The 21,020-nt window shown below is 64.0% G+C and carries 19 protein-coding genes; 10 read left to right on the top strand and 9 right to left on the bottom strand.

Going from position 1 to position 21,020, the window contains the following annotated elements; genetic code table 11:
* Position 1: 1 nt before the first annotated feature.
* From ACOYW5_RS02885 to ACOYW5_RS02875, 3 genes are all read left to right on the top strand, one after another.
* A complete protein-coding gene (locus ACOYW5_RS02885) occupies positions 2 to 835 on the top strand; it encodes a universal stress protein (RefSeq protein ID WP_423067757.1) in 834 nt (277 codons plus the stop codon).
* 243 nt (positions 836 to 1,078) lie between these two features.
* Positions 1,079 to 1,729, top strand: coding sequence for a BON domain-containing protein (locus ACOYW5_RS02880; RefSeq protein ID WP_423067756.1), 651 nt, complete (start codon positions 1,079 to 1,081; stop codon positions 1,727 to 1,729).
* 10 nt (positions 1,730 to 1,739) lie between these two features.
* The gene (locus ACOYW5_RS02875; protein ID WP_423067755.1) at positions 1,740 to 2,120 is read left to right on the top strand and encodes a translational machinery protein; all 381 of its coding nucleotides are present in this window, start codon (positions 1,740 to 1,742) and stop codon (positions 2,118 to 2,120) included.
* 216 nt (positions 2,121 to 2,336) lie between these two features.
* On the opposite strand, the gene ACOYW5_RS02870 is transcribed toward ACOYW5_RS02875, so the two are convergent.
* Both ACOYW5_RS02870 and ppsA read right to left on the bottom strand, forming a co-directional pair.
* The gene (locus tag ACOYW5_RS02870) at positions 2,337 to 2,594 is read right to left on the bottom strand and encodes a hypothetical protein (RefSeq protein ID WP_423067754.1); all 258 of its coding nucleotides are present in this window, start codon (positions 2,592 to 2,594) and stop codon (positions 2,337 to 2,339) included.
* 10 nt (positions 2,595 to 2,604) lie between these two features.
* Positions 2,605 to 5,001, bottom strand: a complete 2,397-nt coding sequence (gene ppsA, locus ACOYW5_RS02865) for a phosphoenolpyruvate synthase (protein WP_423067753.1) — start codon at positions 4,999 to 5,001, stop codon at positions 2,605 to 2,607.
* A gap of 170 nt (positions 5,002 to 5,171) precedes the next feature.
* Here ppsA and ACOYW5_RS02860 point away from each other — a divergent pair, with 170 nt between their 5' ends.
* The 7 genes from ACOYW5_RS02860 (at position 5,172) to mazG (ending at position 11,616) form a co-directional block, all read left to right on the top strand.
* Positions 5,172 to 6,179, top strand: a complete 1,008-nt coding sequence (locus ACOYW5_RS02860; RefSeq protein WP_423067752.1) for a glucokinase — start codon at positions 5,172 to 5,174, stop codon at positions 6,177 to 6,179.
* Between the two features lie 12 nt (positions 6,180 to 6,191).
* Positions 6,192 to 7,130 carry a class I fructose-bisphosphate aldolase gene (locus ACOYW5_RS02855; protein ID WP_423067751.1) on the top strand — a complete coding sequence of 313 codons (939 nt, stop codon included), beginning with the start codon at positions 6,192 to 6,194 and terminating at the stop codon, positions 7,128 to 7,130.
* Entirely contained in the window at positions 7,127 to 8,101 is a 975-nt protein-coding gene (locus ACOYW5_RS02850; RefSeq protein ID WP_423067750.1) for a 1-phosphofructokinase family hexose kinase, read from the top strand. Before ACOYW5_RS02855 ends, ACOYW5_RS02850 begins: the two co-directional genes overlap by 4 nt.
* An 82-nt stretch (positions 8,102 to 8,183) precedes the next feature.
* The gene (locus tag ACOYW5_RS02845; protein ID WP_423067749.1) at positions 8,184 to 8,654 is read left to right on the top strand and encodes a GyrI-like domain-containing protein; all 471 of its coding nucleotides are present in this window, start codon (positions 8,184 to 8,186) and stop codon (positions 8,652 to 8,654) included.
* Positions 8,655 to 8,852: 198 nt separating this feature from the next.
* Complete coding sequence (locus tag ACOYW5_RS02840; protein WP_423067748.1) at positions 8,853 to 9,713, top strand: alpha/beta fold hydrolase; 861 nt, start codon at positions 8,853 to 8,855, stop codon at positions 9,711 to 9,713.
* A 338-nt stretch (positions 9,714 to 10,051) separates the two neighbouring features.
* Positions 10,052 to 10,789 carry a hypothetical protein gene (locus ACOYW5_RS02835; protein ID WP_423067747.1) on the top strand — a complete coding sequence of 246 codons (738 nt, stop codon included), beginning with the start codon at positions 10,052 to 10,054 and terminating at the stop codon, positions 10,787 to 10,789.
* An 11-nt stretch (positions 10,790 to 10,800) separates the two neighbouring features.
* On the top strand, positions 10,801 to 11,616 hold the full coding sequence (gene mazG / locus ACOYW5_RS02830; RefSeq protein WP_423067746.1) for a nucleoside triphosphate pyrophosphohydrolase: 816 nt from the start codon (positions 10,801 to 10,803) through the stop codon (positions 11,614 to 11,616).
* On the opposite strand, the gene hflX is transcribed toward mazG, so the two are convergent.
* From hflX to dusB, 7 genes are all read right to left on the bottom strand, one after another.
* Positions 11,602 to 12,984: a GTPase HflX gene (hflX, locus tag ACOYW5_RS02825; RefSeq protein ID WP_423067745.1), complete on the bottom strand. Its 1,383-nt coding sequence runs from the start codon at positions 12,982 to 12,984 to the stop codon at positions 11,602 to 11,604. The genes mazG and hflX overlap by 15 nt on opposite strands.
* Before the next feature lie 9 nt (positions 12,985 to 12,993).
* Entirely contained in the window at positions 12,994 to 13,242 is a 249-nt protein-coding gene (hfq, locus tag ACOYW5_RS02820) for an RNA chaperone Hfq (protein ID WP_423067744.1), read from the bottom strand.
* 160 nt (positions 13,243 to 13,402) lie between these two features.
* Complete coding sequence (locus tag ACOYW5_RS02815; protein WP_423067743.1) at positions 13,403 to 14,782, bottom strand: sigma-54-dependent transcriptional regulator; 1,380 nt, start codon at positions 14,780 to 14,782, stop codon at positions 13,403 to 13,405.
* The gene (locus ACOYW5_RS02810) at positions 14,782 to 17,175 is read right to left on the bottom strand and encodes an ATP-binding protein (protein ID WP_423067742.1); all 2,394 of its coding nucleotides are present in this window, start codon (positions 17,173 to 17,175) and stop codon (positions 14,782 to 14,784) included. The genes ACOYW5_RS02815 and ACOYW5_RS02810 overlap by 1 nt, the downstream gene beginning before the upstream one ends.
* 167 nt (positions 17,176 to 17,342) lie before the next feature.
* A complete protein-coding gene (ntrC, locus tag ACOYW5_RS02805; RefSeq protein WP_423067741.1) occupies positions 17,343 to 18,791 on the bottom strand; it encodes a nitrogen regulation protein NR(I) in 1,449 nt (482 codons plus the stop codon).
* On the bottom strand, positions 18,788 to 19,924 hold the full coding sequence (locus ACOYW5_RS02800; RefSeq protein ID WP_423067740.1) for a two-component system sensor histidine kinase NtrB: 1,137 nt from the start codon (positions 19,922 to 19,924) through the stop codon (positions 18,788 to 18,790). Before ACOYW5_RS02800 ends, ntrC begins: the two co-directional genes overlap by 4 nt.
* Positions 19,921 to 20,853, bottom strand: a complete 933-nt coding sequence (dusB, locus tag ACOYW5_RS02795; RefSeq protein ID WP_423067739.1) for a tRNA dihydrouridine synthase DusB — start codon at positions 20,851 to 20,853, stop codon at positions 19,921 to 19,923. The genes ACOYW5_RS02800 and dusB overlap by 4 nt, the downstream gene beginning before the upstream one ends.
* Between the last annotated feature and the right edge of the window lie 167 nt (positions 20,854 to 21,020).

Here is a 21,020-nt window from a genome sequence, read left to right as displayed (position 1 = left end):
GATGTCCCTGAGCTTCTTCCTGCCGCTCAGCACCTATCCAGATCCCACGCCGAAGGGCAGCCTGTTGCGTGCCTTCGACATGGCCGCGACGCTCGGCGGCGAGGTGACCGCTCTCGCTCATGAGGTGGAGATAGGCGAGGTTCACAATGTCCTGGGGGATGCACTCGTCAACGTGTCGGGCATGATTGCTGCCGCCGAAGCGAGGAGCCACACCACAGCTCAGACTTTGATTGACGAGGTCAACCACCTGGCCAATCGGTTTCAGATCAACCTGACCGTGCGCAGTGCCAAGACCCGACCCGAGGCTGCTGCGGGTTTCTTCGCGGCACAGGCCAGGACCTTCGACTGTTCACTACTCACGCCGACAGCGAGCAGCGACAACCAGGCGGCGATCGCGGAGGCCGTGCTGTTCGGATCAGGGGGCCCCGCATGGCTGTTTCCTGAAGGTGAGGTCACGTCGCATCTGGCATCGGCCGCGATCGCCTGGGACGGCGGCCGGGCCGCGGCACGGGCGGTGCGTGATGCGTTGCCCATCCTCTCAGTCGTCAAGCATGTGACCATCCTTTGTGCGACCGATGACAAGGTTGTCGAGCCTGCTTCCGTTGGTGCCCTGCAGGACTACCTGAGGCACCACGGGATCGCAGCCGAAGCCCATCTGTTCAGCCGATCTGAGCACTCCATCGGCGAGGCGCTACAGCAGGCAGCAATCGAACGTGGGGCCGGTCTGCTCGTAATGGGGGCGTACGGACACAGTCGCATCCGTGAGTTCGTGCTCGGCGGCGCCACCAGGACGGTATTGGCTAACCGGCTTCTTCCAATTCTGATGTCACACTGAAGGAGCGTTCGAATTGATCGAGACTCCGGTGCAAGAACGGCAAGGCTCACACCGGTCGATGGCCGTCGTCGGGTGACGGCGGCTCCGCGTTGGTGATCATTCCGGTGGCTGCCGGCCGGTTCGCTCGCCGCCGCCTACCTTGCCCTTAGCCGGCAGTCCCGTCGCGGCGCCGTTTGAGCTGAGTCAAAGCCGGCCCCGGGGCACGTGGTAGTATGGCTTCTAAACATGCCCGAGGAGCATCAAATGCGTGAGGATCACCAGTTGCAGGCCGCCGTCCAGTCGCGTCTTGACTTGGATCCCTCAATCAACTCGAGCCATATCGGCGTCAGTGCCAGGGAGGGGATCGTCACGATTTCCGGGCATGTGCCGAGCCTGCTCGAACGCTCCTCGGCGGAACGGGGGGCGGGGCAGGTGAAGGGGGTGCGGGCCGTAATCAATGAGCTCTTGGTCGAGCTTCCGGGCATCAACCGAACCTCTGACGAGGAGATTGCCGAACGGGCCTACGCACGATTGGCGTCCAACGTGTCGGTCCCGCTGGATCGGCTCCATCTCGCCGTCAAGGATGGCACTGTCACTCTTCACGGGGACGTCGACTGGCACTTCCAACTGCAGGCAGCGATCCACGACCTGGAGCTGCTCGAGGGGGTGCGCGAGATCCACAGCGACGCTCAGATCCGGCCGCCCGTTCAGGCGGACCAAGTGCACGAAAAGATCAAGCAGGCGCTGGCGAGCGTTGCCCCGCTCGATGCAGAGCGTATCGACGTAACCGCAAACGGCAGCGAGGTAACGCTCTCCGGCGAAGTCACGTCCTGGCACGAAAAGGGCCTCGCGGAAAGTACCGCCTGGTGCGTTCCCGGCGTGTCCCAGGTCACCAACCAGATCACCGTTCTCTAGGAGTTCGCTCATGAGCTTTCACGCCTGCGTCTGGATCGACCAGCGCCACGCCAAGATCTTCCGCATCGGTGCCATGACGGCCGATATGCAATCTGTCAGCGACGACAGACCGGAGCACCATCTGCATCGCAAGGCCAATCACGTGGGACTGGGCACGGTGGAGATGGATCATGACCTGATGCGGGGAATCGCCGAGAATCTCCGCAGCGCGGAAGCCATCCTGATCATGGGGCCGGGTAAGGCAAAGACGGTGTTCAAGGGGTACCTCGATGAACACTTTCCCGAGGTTGCCCACAGGGTTTGGGACGTGCGGACCACCGACCATCCAAGCGATGCCCAGATCGTGGCCGAGGCTCGTTCGTGGTTTCGAACACAGGATCGAATGCACTAGGAGGGAACGATGGGACGGAACCATGCCTGGCACCGGAACCATCCGCTGCTACCGCTCGCCTCCGGTGACGAGGCGATAGCCTGGCATCTTCGGCATGCCGCCGATTGCGGCTGCCAGCCCTAGCTAGTGTAAGCGAAGCGATCGGCGACCCAGGATCCTTGCCGCTGACATGGCACCAGGCAGACCGCTTTGCGTTCCTGTGACATGCGTCTCTGCTCAGGACTTGTCCGGGTTGTCGACATAGGTGCGGCTGGCTTCGTCCCAGAGGATACGCCCCGAGCGGACGAGCAGTTCCAGGATGCCGGAGGCGATCATCTCGCGGTGCTTCGGCTCGAGGTCCGAGCTTAGGCCAAGCACCTCCGCTATTGCGGGGGAGCTGAGCCCTTTGGGGTGCCGCGTTAGCAAGTTGACGACTGAGTCTTCGATGTATTTTAGGCCCAGCTGGGCCTGCTCGCGGTGGTCGAGATCGTTCATTTCTTGATCCTCAGGCTGCTGATCGTTTCGCCGCCTCTGCGGCAGCGACTTGGTGTTTGACGGCCACAAAGCTATCGGGGCTGACGGAGATAGAGTCGATTTCGCATTCGACTAGGAACCGTGCGAATTCCGGGTGGTCGCTCGGCGCCTGGCCGCAGAGCCCTATTCTTGCGCCGGCCTTGTGCGCCTCGGCGATTACGTTGCCGATCATCCATTTGACCGCCGGATCCTGTTCGTCGAAAAGTGCGGCCAGTTCCTCGGAGTCCCTGTCTACGCCCAAGGTGAGTTGGGTCAGATCGTTGGAGCCGATCGAGAAGCCATCAAAGCGCCGGGCGAACTCCTTGGCCAGCACGACGTTCGACGGCACTTCGCACATCACATAGACCTGCAGGCCATCCTTACCTCGCTTGAGGCCATACTCGGCCATCACCTCGAGGACACGGTCCGCTTCAACAACTGACCGGCAGAACGGGATCATGACGACAACATTGTCGAAGCCGAGCTCTGTCCTCAGTCGGGCGATGGCCTGGCATTCTAGGGCAAAGCCTTCCCTGTATTGCGGAGAGTAGTAGCGAGATGCGCCGCGGAAGCCGATCATGGGGTTCTCTTCCAGGGGTTCGAACCCTGCACCTCCGATCAGGCCGGCGTATTCGTTGGTCTTGAAGTCGCTCATGCGGATGATGACCGGTTTCGGATATGAGGCGGCCGCGATCCGCGCCAGGCCGCGTGACAGCTGGTCAACAAAGAACTCGGGCTTGCTGTCGTAGCCGGCGGTAAGCCGTTCGATTTCTTGCCTTGCCTGATCGTCGCGAAGATCATCGAAGCGGACGAGTGCCATCGGATGTATGCGGATGGCGTTGCTGATCACGAACTCCATGCGTGCGAGGCCGACCCCGTCCGCCGGCAGCCGCCACCAGCGGAACGCGGCGCCTGGATTTGCGAGGTTCAACATCACCTTGGTCGTGCTTGGGGGCAGGTGCTCGAGGTCGAGCGTTTGAACTTCGATCTCCGCCTGGCCTTCGTAGATCGCGCCTTCGTCGCCCTCGGCGCAGCTGACGGTGATGTCCTGGCCGCTGTGCAGAAGTTCAGTCGCGTTGCCGGTGCCGACGATGGCCGGCAGCCCAAGCTCGCGGCTGACGATCGCCGCATGCGACGTCCGCCCGCCATGGTCAGTGACGATCGCCGCAGCCCGCTTCATGATTGGAACCCAATCCGGATCGGTCGTCGAGGTCACCAGCACCGAGCCGTCCACGAACTGCTCGATGTCCGCCGCGCTCTCGAGCAGGCATACCGGCGCACTGACGGCGGCATCGCCGATGGCGAGGCCGAAAAGCAACCGGCGGCCATGCTGCTGCACCCGATAGGACTTCATCGCCCCAACCTCGCGCCGCGCCTGCACCGTTTCCGGGCGCGCCTGCACGATGAACATCTCTCCGGTGGCGCCGTCCTTAGCCCACTCCATGTCCATTGGGCAGCCATAGTGCTGTTCAATGGCGACAGCCCATTTCGCGAGCGTGACGATCTCGCGGTCGCCCAGGAGGAACGCAGACCGCTCCGCCTTTGAAGTCGGGACATTCCGGGTCGGCGTCTCGCCTCCGGAGTAGATCATCTTGATCGTCTTGGTACCGCGCTTCTTTTCGATGATCGGTACGACGCCAGGCCGCTCGAGGAACGGCTTGAAGACCACGTACTCGTCTGGGTCGACGGCGCCCTGCACGACGTTTTCGCCCAGGCCCCAGGCACCGTTGATCAGCACGATCTTGTCGAACCCGGTTTCCGTGTCGATCGAGAACATCACGCCCGAGCCGCCGAGATCGGACCGCACCATGCGTTGCACCCCGATCGAGAGGGCAACCTTCATGTGGTCGAAACCCTTGGCCTTGCGGTAGCTGATGGCCCGGTCCGTGAAGAGCGAAGCGAAGCAGCGTCGGCAAGCAGCGAGGAGCGCATCCTCACCCCTGATGTTGAGAAAGGTTTCCTGCTGGCCGGCAAAACTCGCGTCTGGCAGGTCCTCGGCCGTGGCACTCGAGCGGACTGCCACATCGATATCGTTGCCCGCGCCTCGCCGGCAGAGCTCGCGATAGGCGGACCGTATCGCCTCGGCCGTGGTCTCCGGCCATGTGCCTTGCAGGATCAAGCTCCGGATGGCCTGGCCAGTCTCCGGGAGGGTGGCACGGTGTTCCTCCCACGCGGCCAGGTGACTGGCTATCCGGCTCCTCAGGTCGTTGGCCTCTACGAACCGCCAATAGGCATCCGCCGTCGTCGCGAAGCCGGGCGGCACCTGAATGCCCATCGGTGAGAGGATCTGCACCATCTCACCCAACGAGGCGTTCTTGCCTCCCACACGCCCGACATCGGTGCGGCGAAGCGTTTCGAACCAGGCAATCTGATTGGCGTGTTGCGACATCGGTAGTGCTCCCGTTGGACGAGACCCGAGGGGCCGTTTGCCGTTGATGCTCTCCCGTCTGATGCCCCCGTTCCTTGATCCGCATCAAACGTGTGGTCGGATGATCCAGATCAAACGCACCCCGCTCGATCAGCGCCATGCTGCGTCGAGACCAAGTAGGGAGCACCCAGATGATCGAGCACTCGCGTCAAGCACTGGTTGGCGCTTTTGGCGCCAGATACGTCAGCCTCGCCATCGCTGACATCGACGAGTTGTCGGTGTCCAACTTCGCGCTACTCAGCACAGCGGACTTCGAAGAGCCGATGCAGGCCGTCGAGCGCTACCTCGCGTCCGTTCCCCGCTGCCCCAACAAGGTATCCATCGCCCTCGCGGGAACGGTCGAGGGCGACGCCGCGACCTTCACCCACCGTAACTGGAAGCTGACCCGCAACGATGTCCGTGCCGCGACTCGCGCGGACCATGTCTGCCTAATCAACGATATCGAGGCCAGTGCCCTCGTGTTGCCGAACCTGTCGGCATACGACCTGCAGGAGCTGCATGCCGGTGCGGCCGTTCCATATGGTAACAAGGCCGTGCTGGTGGCCGGCGCCGCCCTGGGCATCGCGGGGCTCGTCCGGGCCGGCAAGGATTGGGTGCCCGTCGTTGGCGAGGGCGGCTCCCTGCGCTTCGTCCTGACCAAGGAGGATCTGGCCGAACTCGGCACGGACTTCCTCGCGGAGCGCTACGTCGCCTGCGATGAAGTCTTCACCGGAGCGGGGCTTGCAGAGCTCTACGAGGCGCTCGTTGCAAAAGCGAAGGTGAAGGCCAAATCCAGCGGCGCCAGGCAGATTGCCGCCTTTGGCCTGTCCGGTGAGGACCCAGTGGCCATGCGCGCCCTGCAGATCATGGCGACCTGGCTGGGGCGGGTGGCGGGCGACATCGCGCTCCTGTACGGCGCACGCGGCGGCCTCTACATGGGCGGTGGCCTCGTTGCCAACATCATTCCGGCGTTGCAGACCGGCCATTTCCGCGAGGCCTTCGAGAGCCGGGGCGAGCGCTCGGCTTATATCGCCAAGGTTCCGGTGAGAGTGATCAAGACCGCTGCCGACGCCGGCCTGCGCGGTGCCGCCATCGCCATGGCCCGCTCTCTGCCGTCTCACCCCGCGGCATCCCGTCCGACCGCGCGGGCGACATCCTGACGGAGCGGTGACATGCAGATCACTGGCCCGGTGCGCGAGGTGCTCAGCTGGTACGATGGCGAGAGGCCCGGCGTGAAGGCAAATCTGGCCCGCATGCTGATGCATGGACTTACGGGCGGCAGCGGGCGGCTGCTGATCCTCCCGGTCGACCAGGGATTTGAACACGGGCCAGCGGTGAGCTTTGCACCCAATCCCGCCGGCTACGACCCGCGCTATCATTTCGAACTCGCGATTGAGGCCGGGGTCAGTGCCCTGGCGGCGCCGCTCGGGTTTCTGACGGTCGGCGCTGACCGCTATGCCGGCGCCGTGCCGCTTATCCTCAAAGCCAATTGTGCCAACGGGCTCGGTTCGATCAAAGACGAGGCGATCACCGCGACCGTCCGCGATGCACTGGAGCTCGGCTGCAGCGCCATCGGTTACACCATCTACCCGGGGTCGGACCGCCAATACGAAATGTTCGAAGAGGTAAGGGCAGGGGCCGCCGAGGCGAAGGCCCATGGCCTTGCAGTTGTCATCTGGGCCTACCCGCGCGGCGGGTCCCTCTCTCATGAGGGCGAGACCGCAATCGACGTTGTGGCCTATGGCGCACAGATCGCCGCGCAACTCGGGGCCCATATCATCAAGGTCAAACCACCCACGGATCGCATCGAGACGGCCCAGGCGAAGTCGGCGTACGAGGCGCCGGGCTGCGATCTCTCGACCCTCAAGAGCCGCGTCTCCCACGTCTTGGAGGCTGCGTTCGGCAAGCGCCGGCTGGTCGTATTCTCCGGCGGTCCGGCCAAGGACATCGACGCGGTCTACGCCGAGATCACGTCCATCGCTGCCGGTGGTGGGCACGGTTCGATCGTTGGCAGGAATACGTTCCAGCGCCCCCGCGCCGAGGCGCTGGCGATGCTCAGGCGGATCGCGGCCATCCATGTTGCAGCGGGCTCCGCGGGATCGCAGCCATGACTCAGTTGCCCATCCTGACGGTCACCCTCAATCCGGCGCTCGACACAACCACCTCGGTTCCCCGGCTCGAACCGCAGCGCAAGCTGAGATGTGGCCCTGCGGTCCTGCATCCGGGGGGAGGGGGCGCAAATGTATCGCGGGCGATCCGCGAGCTGGGGGGAAGCAGCCGCGCCTTTGTCGCGCTTGGCGGTCACACTGGCCACGAATACCGCGATCTGCTGCGAGGAGCCGGCGTCGACTGCATTGAGTACCCACTGAGTGGCGAGACTCGTTCTTCTCTGACCGTGATGGAGGAAGAAACCGGGCTCCACTATCGTTTCGTGCTGCCTGGACCGCCACAAGAGCCGCGGCATGGCGAAGAGATCCTTGCCGAACTCGGTCGCGTCATTGGCGGCGGGGTTGGTTACGTGGTCGCCAGCGGCAGCCTGCTGCCCGGCATCGCGGAGGACTTTTACGCCCGCCTGGGCGATCTCGTCCGCTGGAACAACGCAAAGCTGATCCTTGATACTCACGGTGCAGCCCTGAAGAGGGGCCTCGCCGGCCGCCCGTTCCTGATCCGGCTGAATCAGCTGGAAGCCGAGGAGCTGGCGGCGGAGGCCTCCGCTCCCGGCTCCCCTGCAGATGTTGCAGCACAACTGGTCGCATCGGGGGCAGCAGAAGTTGCTGTCTTTGCCATGGGCGAGCAGGGATCGCTGGTCACCACCCGTGACGCCCAGTTCACCATCGCACCGCCGGAGGTGACGGTGCACAGCATGGTGGGTGCCGGCGACAGCTACGTTGCGGCGTTGACCCTGGCCATGGCGCGAGGGTGGTCCCTCGAGTCTGCCAACCGCTTCGGTGTTGCCGCGGCGGCTTCTGCGGTCACCCGGGAGGCAACGCAGCTCTGTGAACGAACGAGCACCGAGCGGTTCTACAACGAGACGGGCAAAGCCACATACTTGGCGCGGCCTGCCGCCCCGGCCAGCGCTTGACGCTGACGGCATGCATCTGACCTGGATCAAATTGGGGGTCGGACGGCGGAGCTAGGTTGGGGTCAAACAACAGGAGGTGACGATGCCTGATCCGCTCATTGTCGAACTGACGCCCAGGCCTTTCGCTTACGTCAGCTTGCGCTCAACACTGCCAGAGATGCCGGCGACCATCGGACAGGGTTTTGCGACCCTCGGTCAGTTGTTTGCGAAAGCAAAGGCACAGATGGCCGGCAACCCACTCGCCCACTACACCGATTTCGATGAGACCTCGGCCAGCTTCGACCTGGGTTTCCCGGTGCTGGCCAACGATGTTCCCGCATTGCGCACTGCCGGTCTCTCCATTGGAGAAACCCCCAGTGGAACGAGCATGACTGCCACCCACATCGGTCCTTACGACACTGTCGCCAAGACCTATGACCTCATGGCCGCAGCGATGAAAGAGCAGGGCCTCTCGGGGACCAAGGATATGTGGGAGAGCTACCTCAGTCCCCCAGACACGCCTCCGAACGAAATCCGAACCGATGTGATCTGGCATGTCGAGGAGGCGAGGTAGCCCTCGCCGACCAACCATGAACAACGGAGAGAGCCGTGGATCGACGGAGCTGAGTAGCATGGAGAACCACAGGGAGGTTTCGTGATGGTTTCACGAAGAGCAGTTCTAGGGCTGGGCGCAGTCGGGGCAGGGCTGGTTGTCGCGGGAGGCGCCACCGCGTTAGCCTACGGCAGTGGAATCGCCAAGGCCCGTGCCTTGGTGGCACCCGAACTGAGCAAAGTTATCCCGTCCCGTTTCGGTGACCTCGAGTATGCCGAGGCCGGGGCCGGAACGCCGTTCCTTATGGTGCACGGCACCGGGGGTGGTTTCGATCAGGGATTGTTCTTCGCCAACCGCTTCAGCGACGCGGGCTATCGCGTAATCGCCCCGTCACGCTTCGGCTACCTGCGTACCGCATTTCCCGAAGACCCATCATCGGAAAACCAGGCAGATGCCTTCGTGGACCTTCTGGACGCGCTCCATATCGACAGAATCGCCGTCGCCGGTGGCTCCGCGGGAGCACTGTCTGCCTTGGCCTTCGCCATTCGGCACCCCACGCGCTGTGCGGCACTGCTGCCGCTGGTCCCAGCCAGCTACGTCCCCCGCCAGACGCCGGTCCAGTCGGTACCACCCGACCAGATGCAAATGGCCATGGCCGCGCTCCGATCGGACTTTCTCTTCTGGCTGGCGATCGCCACGGTGCCAGACCTTCTGACCGAAGCCCTGCTGGCCACCAAGCCTGCGTTGGTCAAGGCGGCAGATTCGACGGAACAGGCGAGGGCGCGACACATCCTCGACTCCATTCTGCCGGTCAGCCGCCGTGCTGACGGCTTGCTCAATGACGCGCGGCTCGCAGGCAACCCGGCGCCGATGGCGATCGAGACGATCACCGCACCAACACTGGCAGTGTCCTACGAAGACGACGGCTTTGGGACTGCGGCAGCGGCCCGATACATCGGAGAGCGTGTCCCCGGTGCGAGAGCGCACATCTATCCCGATGGCGGCCACATCGGCATCGGTCACGACGCCGAGTCCTTTGCGCTCGTCGATGGGTTTCTGAAAGAGATCGGATACGCGTGATACGTCTCCACAGGTCATCGGAGGGCAAGCGTCGCTCGCCACGTCGAAGGTTCGCAAGCCCGCGTTTCGCCAGCATGCAAAGAGCTCGCCCATTCGTTGTAATTGCCCGCGGTGGCAATACACACAACTCGCGATTAGGTTGCCGTCGGAACTGACCGAGCCGAGTCGGCTGCCACATGACAATCACCGGAACTAACGTACGATTTGCCACGGTCACCGTTATCGACGTGTCAAAGTGGGTGCGATCACCGTGAGCAACACCAGACCCGCAAACGCACGGCCAAACTGATAGATTTCAGTTCCATAATATATCTTATGCGAATGGAGGATACGCGCAGATGAGCCTTGTCGAGGACCTCGCCCATCAGCTTGCTGAAGCCCACAAGGTTGGCCGGCATGATGTCGATGCCAAGCCCTATTCCGAGCTGGACCGCGCCGCGGCCTTCGATGTGCAACTGCGCGTCATGCAATTGCTCGGCGAGACGCCCGGCCTCTACAAGACCGCGGTCGCGCCGGATGGCGTTGGCGCTGTCGCGCCGATCTACAAGTCGCGCTTCGGCCGGTCCGGTGCGTTCAAGCTGCCGTCGGCTAACATCACCGGGCTCGAGCTCGAGGTCGGCCTGGTGCTCGATCGCGATCTCGACGTCGAGACGGCGCGCCGCGACGAGATCGATATCGTCGAGGCCATCGACTACTATTTCGTCGGTATCGAGATCTGCGGCACGCGCTACGCCGACCGCACGATCGCCGGCTACAATGGCGGGCTCGCCGACGGCATGTCGGCACTGGGCTACGTCATGAACCCGGCGCATCGCGAGCTGGGCGCCGAGATCGACGATTTCGAGGTCACGCTGAACTTTGCTGGTGAGCAGATCTACGCCGCCCCTGCCAAGCACTCGTTCGGCACGGTGCTCGCCTCGTTCATCGCCTATGCCAAGAACCAGCGGCCTGACTTCCCCCTGAAGGCCGGCACCATCGTCACCACGGGCTCGCTCTGCGGCCTTGTTCCCATCATGGGAACCGGCCATGTCGCGGGCCAGCTCGGCAGCTATGGCGTCGAGTTCGATATCGTCTGATTGGAGGTCCCATGCAGCCGTCGCGCGACATTTCCCGCCTCATCGAGATCATGGCGGCGCTTCGCAACCCCAATGGCGGCTGCCCCTGGGACCTCGAGCAGGACTTCGCCTCGATCAGCAACTACACGATCGAGGAAGCCTACGAAGTCGCCGATGCCATCGAGCGCAAGGACTTCTCGGACCTGCGCGAGGAGTTGGGCGACCTCCTGCTCCAGCCGGTCTACCACGCCCAGATGGCGTCGGAGGAAGGCCTGTTCGACATCGGCGATGTCGTCTACGCCATCACCGAGAAGCTCATCCGGCGCCACCCGCACGTCTTTGGCGAGGAAGCGGCTCGCAACGCCGGCGGCGCCAAGGCCAAGTGGGATGAGGTGAAGGCGGAGGAGCGTGCGAAAAAGGCCGCCCGCAAGCAGACGCAGACGTCCATCCTCGACGATGTCCCCCGCGTGCTCCCAGCCCTCGCCCGAGCCGAAAAGCTGAGCCGGCGCGCCGCATCCGTCCAGTTCGACTGGCCGGACTGGCGCGAGACTCTTGCCAAGGTTCGCGAGGAACTGGACGAGGTCGCCGAGGCGGCAGAACTCGATAATTCGGCAAAGGTCCAGGAGGAGCTGGGCGACCTGCTGTTCGCTGCGGCAAACCTTGCCCGCAAGTTGGGTATCGAACCCGAAGCGGCCCTGCGCGACGCCAACGCCAAGTTCGATCGGCGCTTCCGCTACGTCGAAGCACGCGCGACCGAGGACGCGGTACCGCTGGCCGAGGCTGGGCTCGAGCGTCTCGATGGCTACTGGAACGAGATCCGCACCAAGGACCGCTCAGGCAGCGTCTGAGCCCTCGATGCGGCCGGCAAAACGTGACGTGAAGGCGTTCTTGTGCCGGGCCTCGACCCGCACTTCGTAGACCTGCGCCTCGTCGTCCGCCTCATCCTTGCCGATGATCTCGGCGTGGCCATAGAGCCAACCGACATCGGCGCCGGCAGTATGCGGCACGCGGACCCGGTAGGTGCGCCCCTGCCCGGCCAGGACCTTCTCGACCGTATCAAGCAGCCGGTCCAGACCCTCGCCGGTCTGCGCCGAGACGGGAACCGAGGCTGCGACCTTGCCGGCCGGTGTCAGCGTCGCGAGCGCCGGAATGCTGCCGTCGGCATCGCGCTCCAACAGGTCGACTTTGTTCCAGACCTCGATGATCGGCGTTGCATCGGCCGAAACGCCTAGCTCTTCGAGCACCTTGAGCACGTCGACTGCCTGCGCTGCATGGTCCGGATTGGCGACGTCGCGCACATGCAGGATGATGTTGGCTTCCAGCACCTCTTCGAGCGTCGCCCGGAACGCCGCGACGAGATCCGTCGGTAGCTCGGAAACGAAGCCGACCGTGTCGGACAACATGACCTCACGGCCGTGACGTAGCGCGATCTTGCGAACCGTGGTGTCGAGGGTCGCGAAGAGCAAATCCTGGGCGAACACCCCTGCCCCGGTCAAGGTATTGAACAGGCTCGACTTTCCGGCGTTGGTGTAGCCGACGAGCGCCACCACCTGGAACGGCACAGCATCGCGCCTACCCTTCTGCTGACCGCGTGTTTGTCTAACCTTTTCAATGCGTTCTTCCAGCATCTTGATGCGATCCTGGAGCTGACGTCGATCGCTTTCCAGCTGCGTCTCGCCAGGGCCTCCCATGAAGCCGAAGCCGCCCGAGCCGCGCTGCCGCTCAAGGTGCGTCCAGCTGCGCACCAGCCGGCTCTTCTGGTAGTTCAGATGGGCGAGTTCAACCTGCAGCACACCTTCGCGGGTGGCCGCGCGCTCGCCGAAGATTTCCAGGATGAGACCAGTGCGGTCGAGGACCTTGGCACCGGTTTCCTTCTCGAGATTGCGCTGCTGGATCGGATGCAGCGCGGTATCGACGAGCAGCAGCTCGATCTTGTCCGCCTTCACGCGCTCAGCGAAGTCCGCGACATGACCGCCGCCGATGAAGGTCGCCGGCTTGATCTCGCGAACCTTGGCGATCTCGGAGAACAGGATCTCGACATTGATCGCACTCGCCAGCCCCTCGAACTCCGCCTTGCGGGCCTCGATCGAGTGGTTGGTCGCCCTGCCCCTTACGTCCGGCACAATCAGGCCCACGCGCGTCGGTGCAGTGCGGTGATCTATGAATGCCTTTGGGCCGCCCTGCTGGGCGGCCTCGTCGTCGTGCTCGTCACTCATCAGGCTACGTCAGTCCTCGGTCGCGTGCTCGGGATCGAACAGCTGGATCGGAGCACCCGGCATGATCGTCGAAATCGCGTGCTTGTAGACCAGTTGCGATTGGGCATCGCGCCTTAGAAGCAGGCAGAAGTTGTCGAACCAGGTGATGACCCCCTGCAGCTTTACCCCATTGACCAGGAAGATAGTCACCGGGACTTTCTGCTTACGGACGTGGTTGAGGAACGCGTCCTGAAGGTTCTGAGTCTTTTCGCTGGGCATTCTCTGGCCTCTTGTCATGTGGAGGCTGACCGGCAAAAGCCGATCGCCCTGTCTCAGCAGCAGCCGCCACCGCTGCTACCCTATTCGCCGTTGTTTTCCCATCGCGGGAGAAACTATGGCACAGAAGATAGTGAGTGCCTACCCGGCGGAGCAAGCCCCGCTACAGGCCGAGCGACTTGATCTTTCGGTGAAGCGCACTGCGCTCCATGCCGACGAATTCGGCCGTCTTGGAGATATTCCCGCCGAACCGCTCGATCTGCGCCATCAAATACTGCCGCTCGAACACCTCGCGGGCATCCCGCAGCGGCAGGCTCATCAGGTGGGCCGAGGAATCGCTGTCACCCACTGTCGGCAGGACTTCGCCGATATCTGGCGGCAACAGCGCGGCGGTGATGACTCCATCGGCGGGAGCCTGGTCCTTCACGAGGATGAGCAGCCGCTCGATCGAGTTGCGCAGCTGGCGGGCATTGCCTGGCCAATCCTGCGCCTGCAGCACCGCCACGGCGTCCTCGCCGACCGACATGCTCCTCAGGTTATGGAGGCGGCAAACCTGATCGATGAAGGTACTTACCAGCGGCGGGATATCCTCACGCCGCTCCTTGAGCGGCGTCAGCTGCAGCGGCACGATCGACAGGCGGTGGAACAGATCCGAGCGGAACTGCCCGGACTCGATGAGCGGGCCGACATTCTGGGAGCTGGATGAGATGATGCGCACATCGATGGGCACCGCCACGGCGCCGCCGACACGGTTGAACTTGCTCTCGACGAGCGTGCGCAGCAACGCCTGCTGAGCCTGCGCCGGCAACGTCGCGACCTCGGAGAGGTACAGCGTACCGCCGTGCGCCTTTTCGAGCGCGCCGACTTCGGTGCGGAGGATGCCCGTCTTCTCGCGTGTCTCGCGGCCGAAGAGCACGACCCCGACTTCATCGGGTGAGTAGAGCGAGCAGTTGATCTCGACGAACGGGGAATCCGCGCGCGTGCTCTTTTGGTGGATCAGGCGGGCGGACAGGCCCTTTCCGGTGCCGGAGGAGCCGGAGATGAAGATGCGGGAGTTGGTCGGGGCCGATTTTTCGATCACGCCCCTGACCCCCTGCATCGCCGGGGAGTTGCCGACAAGCTCGACCGTCTTGCTCGAGCGTTCGCGCAGATCGGCGACCTCGTTCTTCAGCCGGGCCGCCTCCATCGCCCGCTGCGTGATGAGCAGCAGCCGGTCCACCTTGAACGGCTTCTCGATATAGTCGTAGGCACCGCGGCGGATGGCACTGACCGCCGTCTCCACGTTGCCGTGACCCGAGATCATCACCACCGGCATGTCGGGGTGCTGGCTCTGGAACTCGTCGAGCAGTTGCAGGCCGTCCAACCGGCTGCCCTGCATCCAGATATCCAGAAACACCAGGCTTGGACGCCGCCGTGCGATCTCGTTGAGACCGGAATCCGCGTCGTGAGCCTGCCGTGTCTGGTAACCCTCGTCCTCAAGAATACCCGCGATCAGGTCGCGGATATCGTCCTCGTCATCGATAATCAGAATGTCGAGGGCCATCAGGTATTGTCGACCGCTTGCAATTGCGGCTCCTCTTGCTGTCCGCTGTCAGGTTTTGCCCCACCCGCTGCGTCGCTCGTTATCTCGGTAGCGGCCTGCTGCTCCGCAACCGTCTCGGGAGCTGCTGGCTCCCCGTCGTCTGCTTCATCTGCCCGCTTGAGCGGCAGAGTGAAGGTAAAGCAGGCGCCGATGCGCCCGTTCTCGTCCGGTTCGGCATCGATCAGGTCGACCTTGCCGCCGTGCTGTTCAATGATTTTTGCGACAATCGCGAGACCAAGGCCCGTGCCTTTCTCGCGCGTCGTCACATAAGGCTCGAGCAGCCGGTTGCGGTTCTCCTTCGGCCAGCCCTTGCCGTTGTCGGAGACCGAGATCCGGACCATCTCGCCCTCGGGCGCCGCAGCTACCGTGATCACCGGGCTCTTGATCGCTTCGAGCCCAGCACCTTCGATCGCCTCGACCGCGTTCTTGATCAGGTTGGTGAGCACCTGGCTGATCAGCCGGTTGTCGAACCAGGCGATGATCGGCTCATCCGGCAGTTCGACCTTGATCTGCACTTCGGGGAGCCGGACGCTCTCGAGGAACACCGCCTGCCGCACCGAATCCGTTAGGCTGCCCTTCTCGAGCTTTGCCTCCGGCATGCGCGCGAACGACGAGAACTCGTCGACCATGCGGCCGATATCGCCAACCTGGCGGATGATGGTGTTGATGCACTTGTCGAACACGTCGAAATCATCGGCCAGCTTGCTCGCATAGCGCCGGCGCAGGCGCTCGGCGCTGAGCTGGATCGGCGTCAGCGGGTTCTTTATCTCGTGCGCGATGCGGCGCGCCACGTCGGCCCAGGCGCCGGTGCGCTGCGCCGACAGCAGGTCCGTGATGTCGTCGAGCGTGACGACGAAGCCCTTGCTCTCCGTCATCGCCCCCTCGCGGGTCAGCTGTACCTGATAGGTGCGATAATCCGGCCCGGAGCCGATCTCGACCTGGTCGCGGATTGTCCCGCGCCGCGCCGACTTTGCTCGCTCGATGATCGGTGCGAGTGCCGGGATCACCTCGTCGATACGCTTGCCGACCAGCTCGATTTCGTTCGCGCCAACCATTTCGGCCGCCCTGAGATTGACGAGCGTGATGGCCCCGAACGGGTCGAGCCCGACAATGCCGGCCGACACGCCCTCCACCACCGCCTCGGTAAACTGCCGCCGCTTCTCATTGGTTTCGTTGGCTTCGACCAGGGCGACGCGCTGCGTCTTGAGCTGCTGCGTCATGGTGTTGAAGCGGTTGGTCAGGTCGCGCAGGTCGCCCTTGCCTTCCTGCACTGGGATGCGCACGTCGAGGTCGCCGCCGGAAACGCGGCTGGAAGCGATCATCAGGTTCCGGATCGGGTCGACGAAGCGGTTGGCGAGAGCGATGCCGATCCACACCGCCGCCAGCAGCAGCACCAGCGCGAGGCCGACATACATGAGCGTAAAGGTGATCTGGAAGACCAGCCGGTTGCTCTCGTAGTTGCGGTACTCGGTGATGTTCTGATCGGTGAGGCGGGTGAATTCGAGCACTTCCGGATCCACCGGGCGCGCCACGAACAGGTAGGTATTCTCGTAGCCGCGAAGCTTCACCACGGAGCCGACAAGATTGGTCCGGCCGGGAGCTATTTCGGTCGGCCTGCCCTCGACCACGCCCTGCGTGAGGCCGGGCGGGACTCGCGGCGCGGTGCCAGGGGCGTTGATCTGCGCCTTCATCAGCGTGTCGCCATCGGCCGAGATCAGCGACGTGAACGGCAGCGAGCGGGTGACGGCGAGTGCGGTGAGGATGCGCTGGAACTTGACGCGGTCGGTCTCGAACGTGCCGCGCGCCTGCTCGAGCTCGTTGGCGACCCAGATGATGTCGTCGCGCAGCACCTGGGAGTGCTCCAGCATGTAGGAGCGCGCCACGAGCCGCGAGCTCTCGACCATCGTCCGGGTCCGCTCCGAGAACCACTGGTCGAGGCCCTGGTTGAGCGAAATCATGGCGACCACAGCGACGAGCAGCGCCGGTACGGCGGCCACCATGGCAAACATGGTCACCATGCGGACCTGTAGCCCCGCACCTGGCGCTCCGCGCATGCGCGACTGGATCAGGAGCGTCGCCTCAGTGAGGACGAGTGCGATCACCGACAGCACCAGCAGGCCGTTGACGATCCAGATGATCGTCCAGACCTCGGGCGTCGGCTCGATATCGCTGGCCCCGGTCATGATCAGGAACGAGCCCGACGACACGAAAACCGACAGCAGCACGACGATGAGCCCGATTGTCCGGATGGTCCGCCGGCCCGCATCGCCGAACAGCACCGGTCGCGTCCGCGCTACGGCGGGCGTCAGGGTTGGCTCAGGCAGTGCGTCGCTTGCGAGCGTTGCGTCGTGCATCCAGTGGCCAATGTCGGGGACTCGGTGGGCTCCCTACCCACGAGGACCCTCAAGTCAAATTGGTGCAAAAATGTGACACTCGGCCATTACGCCAAGATGACCCTGCCTAGGCCCATTGGTGCAAAATAGCAACAGGTCCCTGCCCGGCCGGAAGCAATGTGATCGCGTCAGCCCTGCCGGCGCGATTGCTTGACGATCTCGATCGAGTGGGCGCGGATCTTCTTGCGCAGCGTGTTGCGGTTCAGCCCGAGCAGGTCGGCAGCCCGGATCTGGTTGCCGCCGCAGGCATTCAGCGCCATGGCGATGAGCGGCGCCTCGACTTTGTCGATGACCCGCTGGTAAAGCCCGGCCGGCGGCAGGTTGGGCTCGTACTCGCGCAGCAGTTGCGCGACATGCGTCTCCACAGCGGTCGAGACATCCACGGGCCCGGACGCCGTTGCGACCGGCTGTCGGTCCGAGAGGTTCAGTTCGCTCTGCACGATCTCGAGCGAGATGTTCTCGTCAGCGTAGAGCGCCGAAAGGCGCCGGACGAGGTTCTCGAGTTCGCGGATGTTGCCCGGCCACGAATAGTTCTGCATCAGCCGGATGGCGTCGGGCGAGATGGTCTTGACCGGCTCGCCCTCGCGCTGCGCCGCACGCAGGAAGTGCTGCACCAGGTCGTTGACGTCGTCGATGCGCTCGCGCAGCGGCGGCAGGCGGATCGGCACCACGTTGAGGCGGTAGTAGAGATCCTCGCGGAACAGGCCCTGCCGGATCATCTGGCTGAGATCGCGGTGCGTCGCAGCAACGATGCGAACGTTCGACTTGATCGGCGTACGGCCGCCGACCATCGTGTACTCGCCCTCCTGCAGCACGCGCAGCAGGCGGGTCTGGGCATCCATCGGCATGTCGCCGATTTCGTCGAGGAAGAGCGTGCCGCCCTCAGCCTGCTCGAAGCGGCCGGAGGACCTTGCGGTGGCGCCGGTGAAGGCGCCCTTCTCGTGGCCGAACAGTTCGGCTTCGATCAGGTCGCGCGGGATCGCAGCCATGTTGATGGCGACGAACGGCCCGTTCCGGCGCTTGCCGAAATTGTGCAGCGCCCGTGCCACCAGTTCCTTGCCGGTGCCGCTCTCGCCGGTGATCATCACCGTGAGGTCGGTCTGCATCAGACGAGCAAGGGCCCGGTAAATGTCCTGCATCGCCGGCGAACGGCCGACGAGCGGCATGGTCTCGCCCGGCTCATCCGCCTTCTTCTCGGCCGACGGCGACTTCTTGGCGTCGGCGAGCGCCCGGGCGACGACCGACAGCACCTCGGTGATGTCGAAAGGCTTGGGCAGGTATTCGTAGGCGCCGACCTCGTTGGCTCGGATGGCCGTCATGAAGGTGTTCTGCGCGCTCATCACCACCATGGGCAGGTCGGGGCGCAGCTTCTTGATCTTGGGCATGATGTCAAAGGCATTGCCGTCCGGCATCGATACGTCGGTGATCAGCAGGTCCCCTTCCCCGCGGCTCACCCAGTTCCACATAGTGGACATGTTGCCCGTCGGGCGGACCTCGTAGCCGGCGCGGGTCAGCGCCTGGTTCAGCACCATGCGGATGGCGGCATCGTCATCGGCAAGCAGCACAGTGTGGCTCATTTCGCCAGAACCTCTTCGGACTCGGTCTCGATCACCGTCGACTTGGCGGCGACGGGCAGAAGGATGCGGAAACGGGTGCGGCCGGGGCGGCTGTCCATGTCGACGACGCCGCCGTGATCGCCGATGATCTTGGCGACGAGCGCCAGCCCCAGGCCCGAGCCGTTCGACTTGGTGGTGACGAACGGATCGAACAGGATCGGCATGATGTCGGGCGGCACGCCCGGGCCGTTGTCCTCGATCACGATTTCGATCGGCAGCGAGATACGCTCGGATACGCCCTGCACTGAAATACGGATGCCGGGACGGAATGCCGTCGAGAACTTGATCTCGGCTTTCGGCGTCCGCTCAAGGGCTTCAGCGGCGTTTTTCACGAGGTTTAGGAAGACCTGGATGAGCTGATCGCGGTTGCCGCCGACGGGTGGAAGCGACGGATCATACTCCTCCGAGAAGGTGATGCCCCGCGCAACGCCGTTCTTGGCCAGCAGCTTCACCCGATCGAGGATGACGTGGATGTTGATCGCCTCACGCTCGACGGGACGGTCGTCGCCGAACACCTCGACGCGGTCGATCAGGTCGACGATCCGGTCGACCTCGTCGCGGACCAGCCGTGCAAGCGGCAGCTCGTCCGGCGTCACGCTCTGCTCGAGCAGCTGCGCCGCACCACGTATGCCGGACAACGGGTTCTTGATTTCGTGCGCCAGCATCGACGCAAGGCCGGTGACCGAGCGTGCCGCACCGCGGCTGACCAACTGGCGGTCGATCTTGTCCGCCATGGTGCGCTCCTGGAAGAGGAGCGCGATGCGACCGTCGGCCTCCGACAGCGGCGAGGCGAACACGTCGACGATCCGGTCGTCGTTTGCTTCGCTGAAGCGCGACGAACCAACCCGGACACGATACTCGGTCATCGGCCCGCGCCGATCGACCACGGCATCGAGGAGCCCGATGATGGGCGAACCAAAGGCGATCAGGTCGTCAAGTTTCTGTCGCATCAGCACGCTGAGCGATGCGCCGAAGAAGGCCTCGGCGGCGTAGTTGACGAAGACGATGCTCCGATCCTCGCCACACACGATGATGGGCTGCGGCAGCGCCTGCAGCACTGCCGTGCTGAGCGCCGGCGGCGGAACCTTGCTCATGCAGCGAGCCTCCAGCCGCTTTCGTAGATATCGGGGATCATGGAATGGACTTCGGCCGGGTCTTCGGCGTTGAGGAGGCGGTTACGCGTCGGCTTGTCCAGCGCGATACCGGCGGCCTCCAGGTACCAGTCGAGGTGCTTGCGCGCGGCGCGGAGACCTACGTGCGTTCCGTAGGTGACGAGGATCGCGTCATAGTGCTCGGCGACGATGGCGCTGAGCTCGGCTCCGGTCGGGCTGGCCGCCCCTTCCCCGCCGTCGAGAGCGGCGCCGATCTGGCCGACCTTCCACGGCTGCCCCTGCGCTCCACGCCCGATCATCACGGCGGCAGCACCGGACTGATCGAGCGCTGCTCGTGCAGCCGCCAGGTCGGTGATGTCGCCGTTGACGACAACGGGAACGTCGACGGCCTCCACGACGGGCCGCACAAGGTGCCAGCGCGCCTCGCCCTTGTAGAACTGCTGCCGAGTCCGCCCATGGACCGTGATCATCTGGGCTCCGGCATCGACAGCGCGGCGCGCCAGATCGGCGGCGTTCATGCTGTCCTCGTCCCAGCCGAGACGCATCTTCACGGTCACGGGCAGCGGTGTCGCCGCAACGACCGCATCGATGAGCTTGAGCGCCTCGTCGGGCACGCGCATCAGCGCGGAGCCAGCATAGCCATTGGTGACGCGCTTGGCCGGGCAGCCCATGTTGATGTCGATGATGTCGGCCCCCGCCGCATAGGCGATCTCGGCGCCCTTCTTCATCCACTCGGCCTCGCAGCCTGCCAGTTGCACGACATGCGGCAGCGAGCCGGATTTGTGGAGCTTGCGCACCATCTCTTCCTGGCCGGTGGCAAGGGCGTTGCTCGCGATCATCTCGGACACGACCAGACCAGCGCCAAACCGCTCCGCCAGCCGGCGCATCGGGGCGTCAGTGATTCCGGCCATCGGCGCCAAAAAGGCTCGGTTGGGCAAAAGGTGACCAGCAATGCTCATCGTGCAGGCAAACTCAGACAATCCCTGCCCCAGATTTGCTCATTTAGAAAAAGTGCCTGCAGAATAGTCAAAAATCGCCGGGGCGCAACCACGTAAAGCGCGACGTAAGCGCCTGTTTG

This window comes from Devosia sp. CN2-171, from assembly GCF_049354815.1.
Taxonomy (GTDB): Bacteria; Pseudomonadota; Alphaproteobacteria; order Rhizobiales; family Devosiaceae; genus Devosia_A.
The sequence above is the reverse complement of the archived record's forward strand: the minus strand, read 5'-3'. Positions and strand labels throughout refer to the sequence as shown.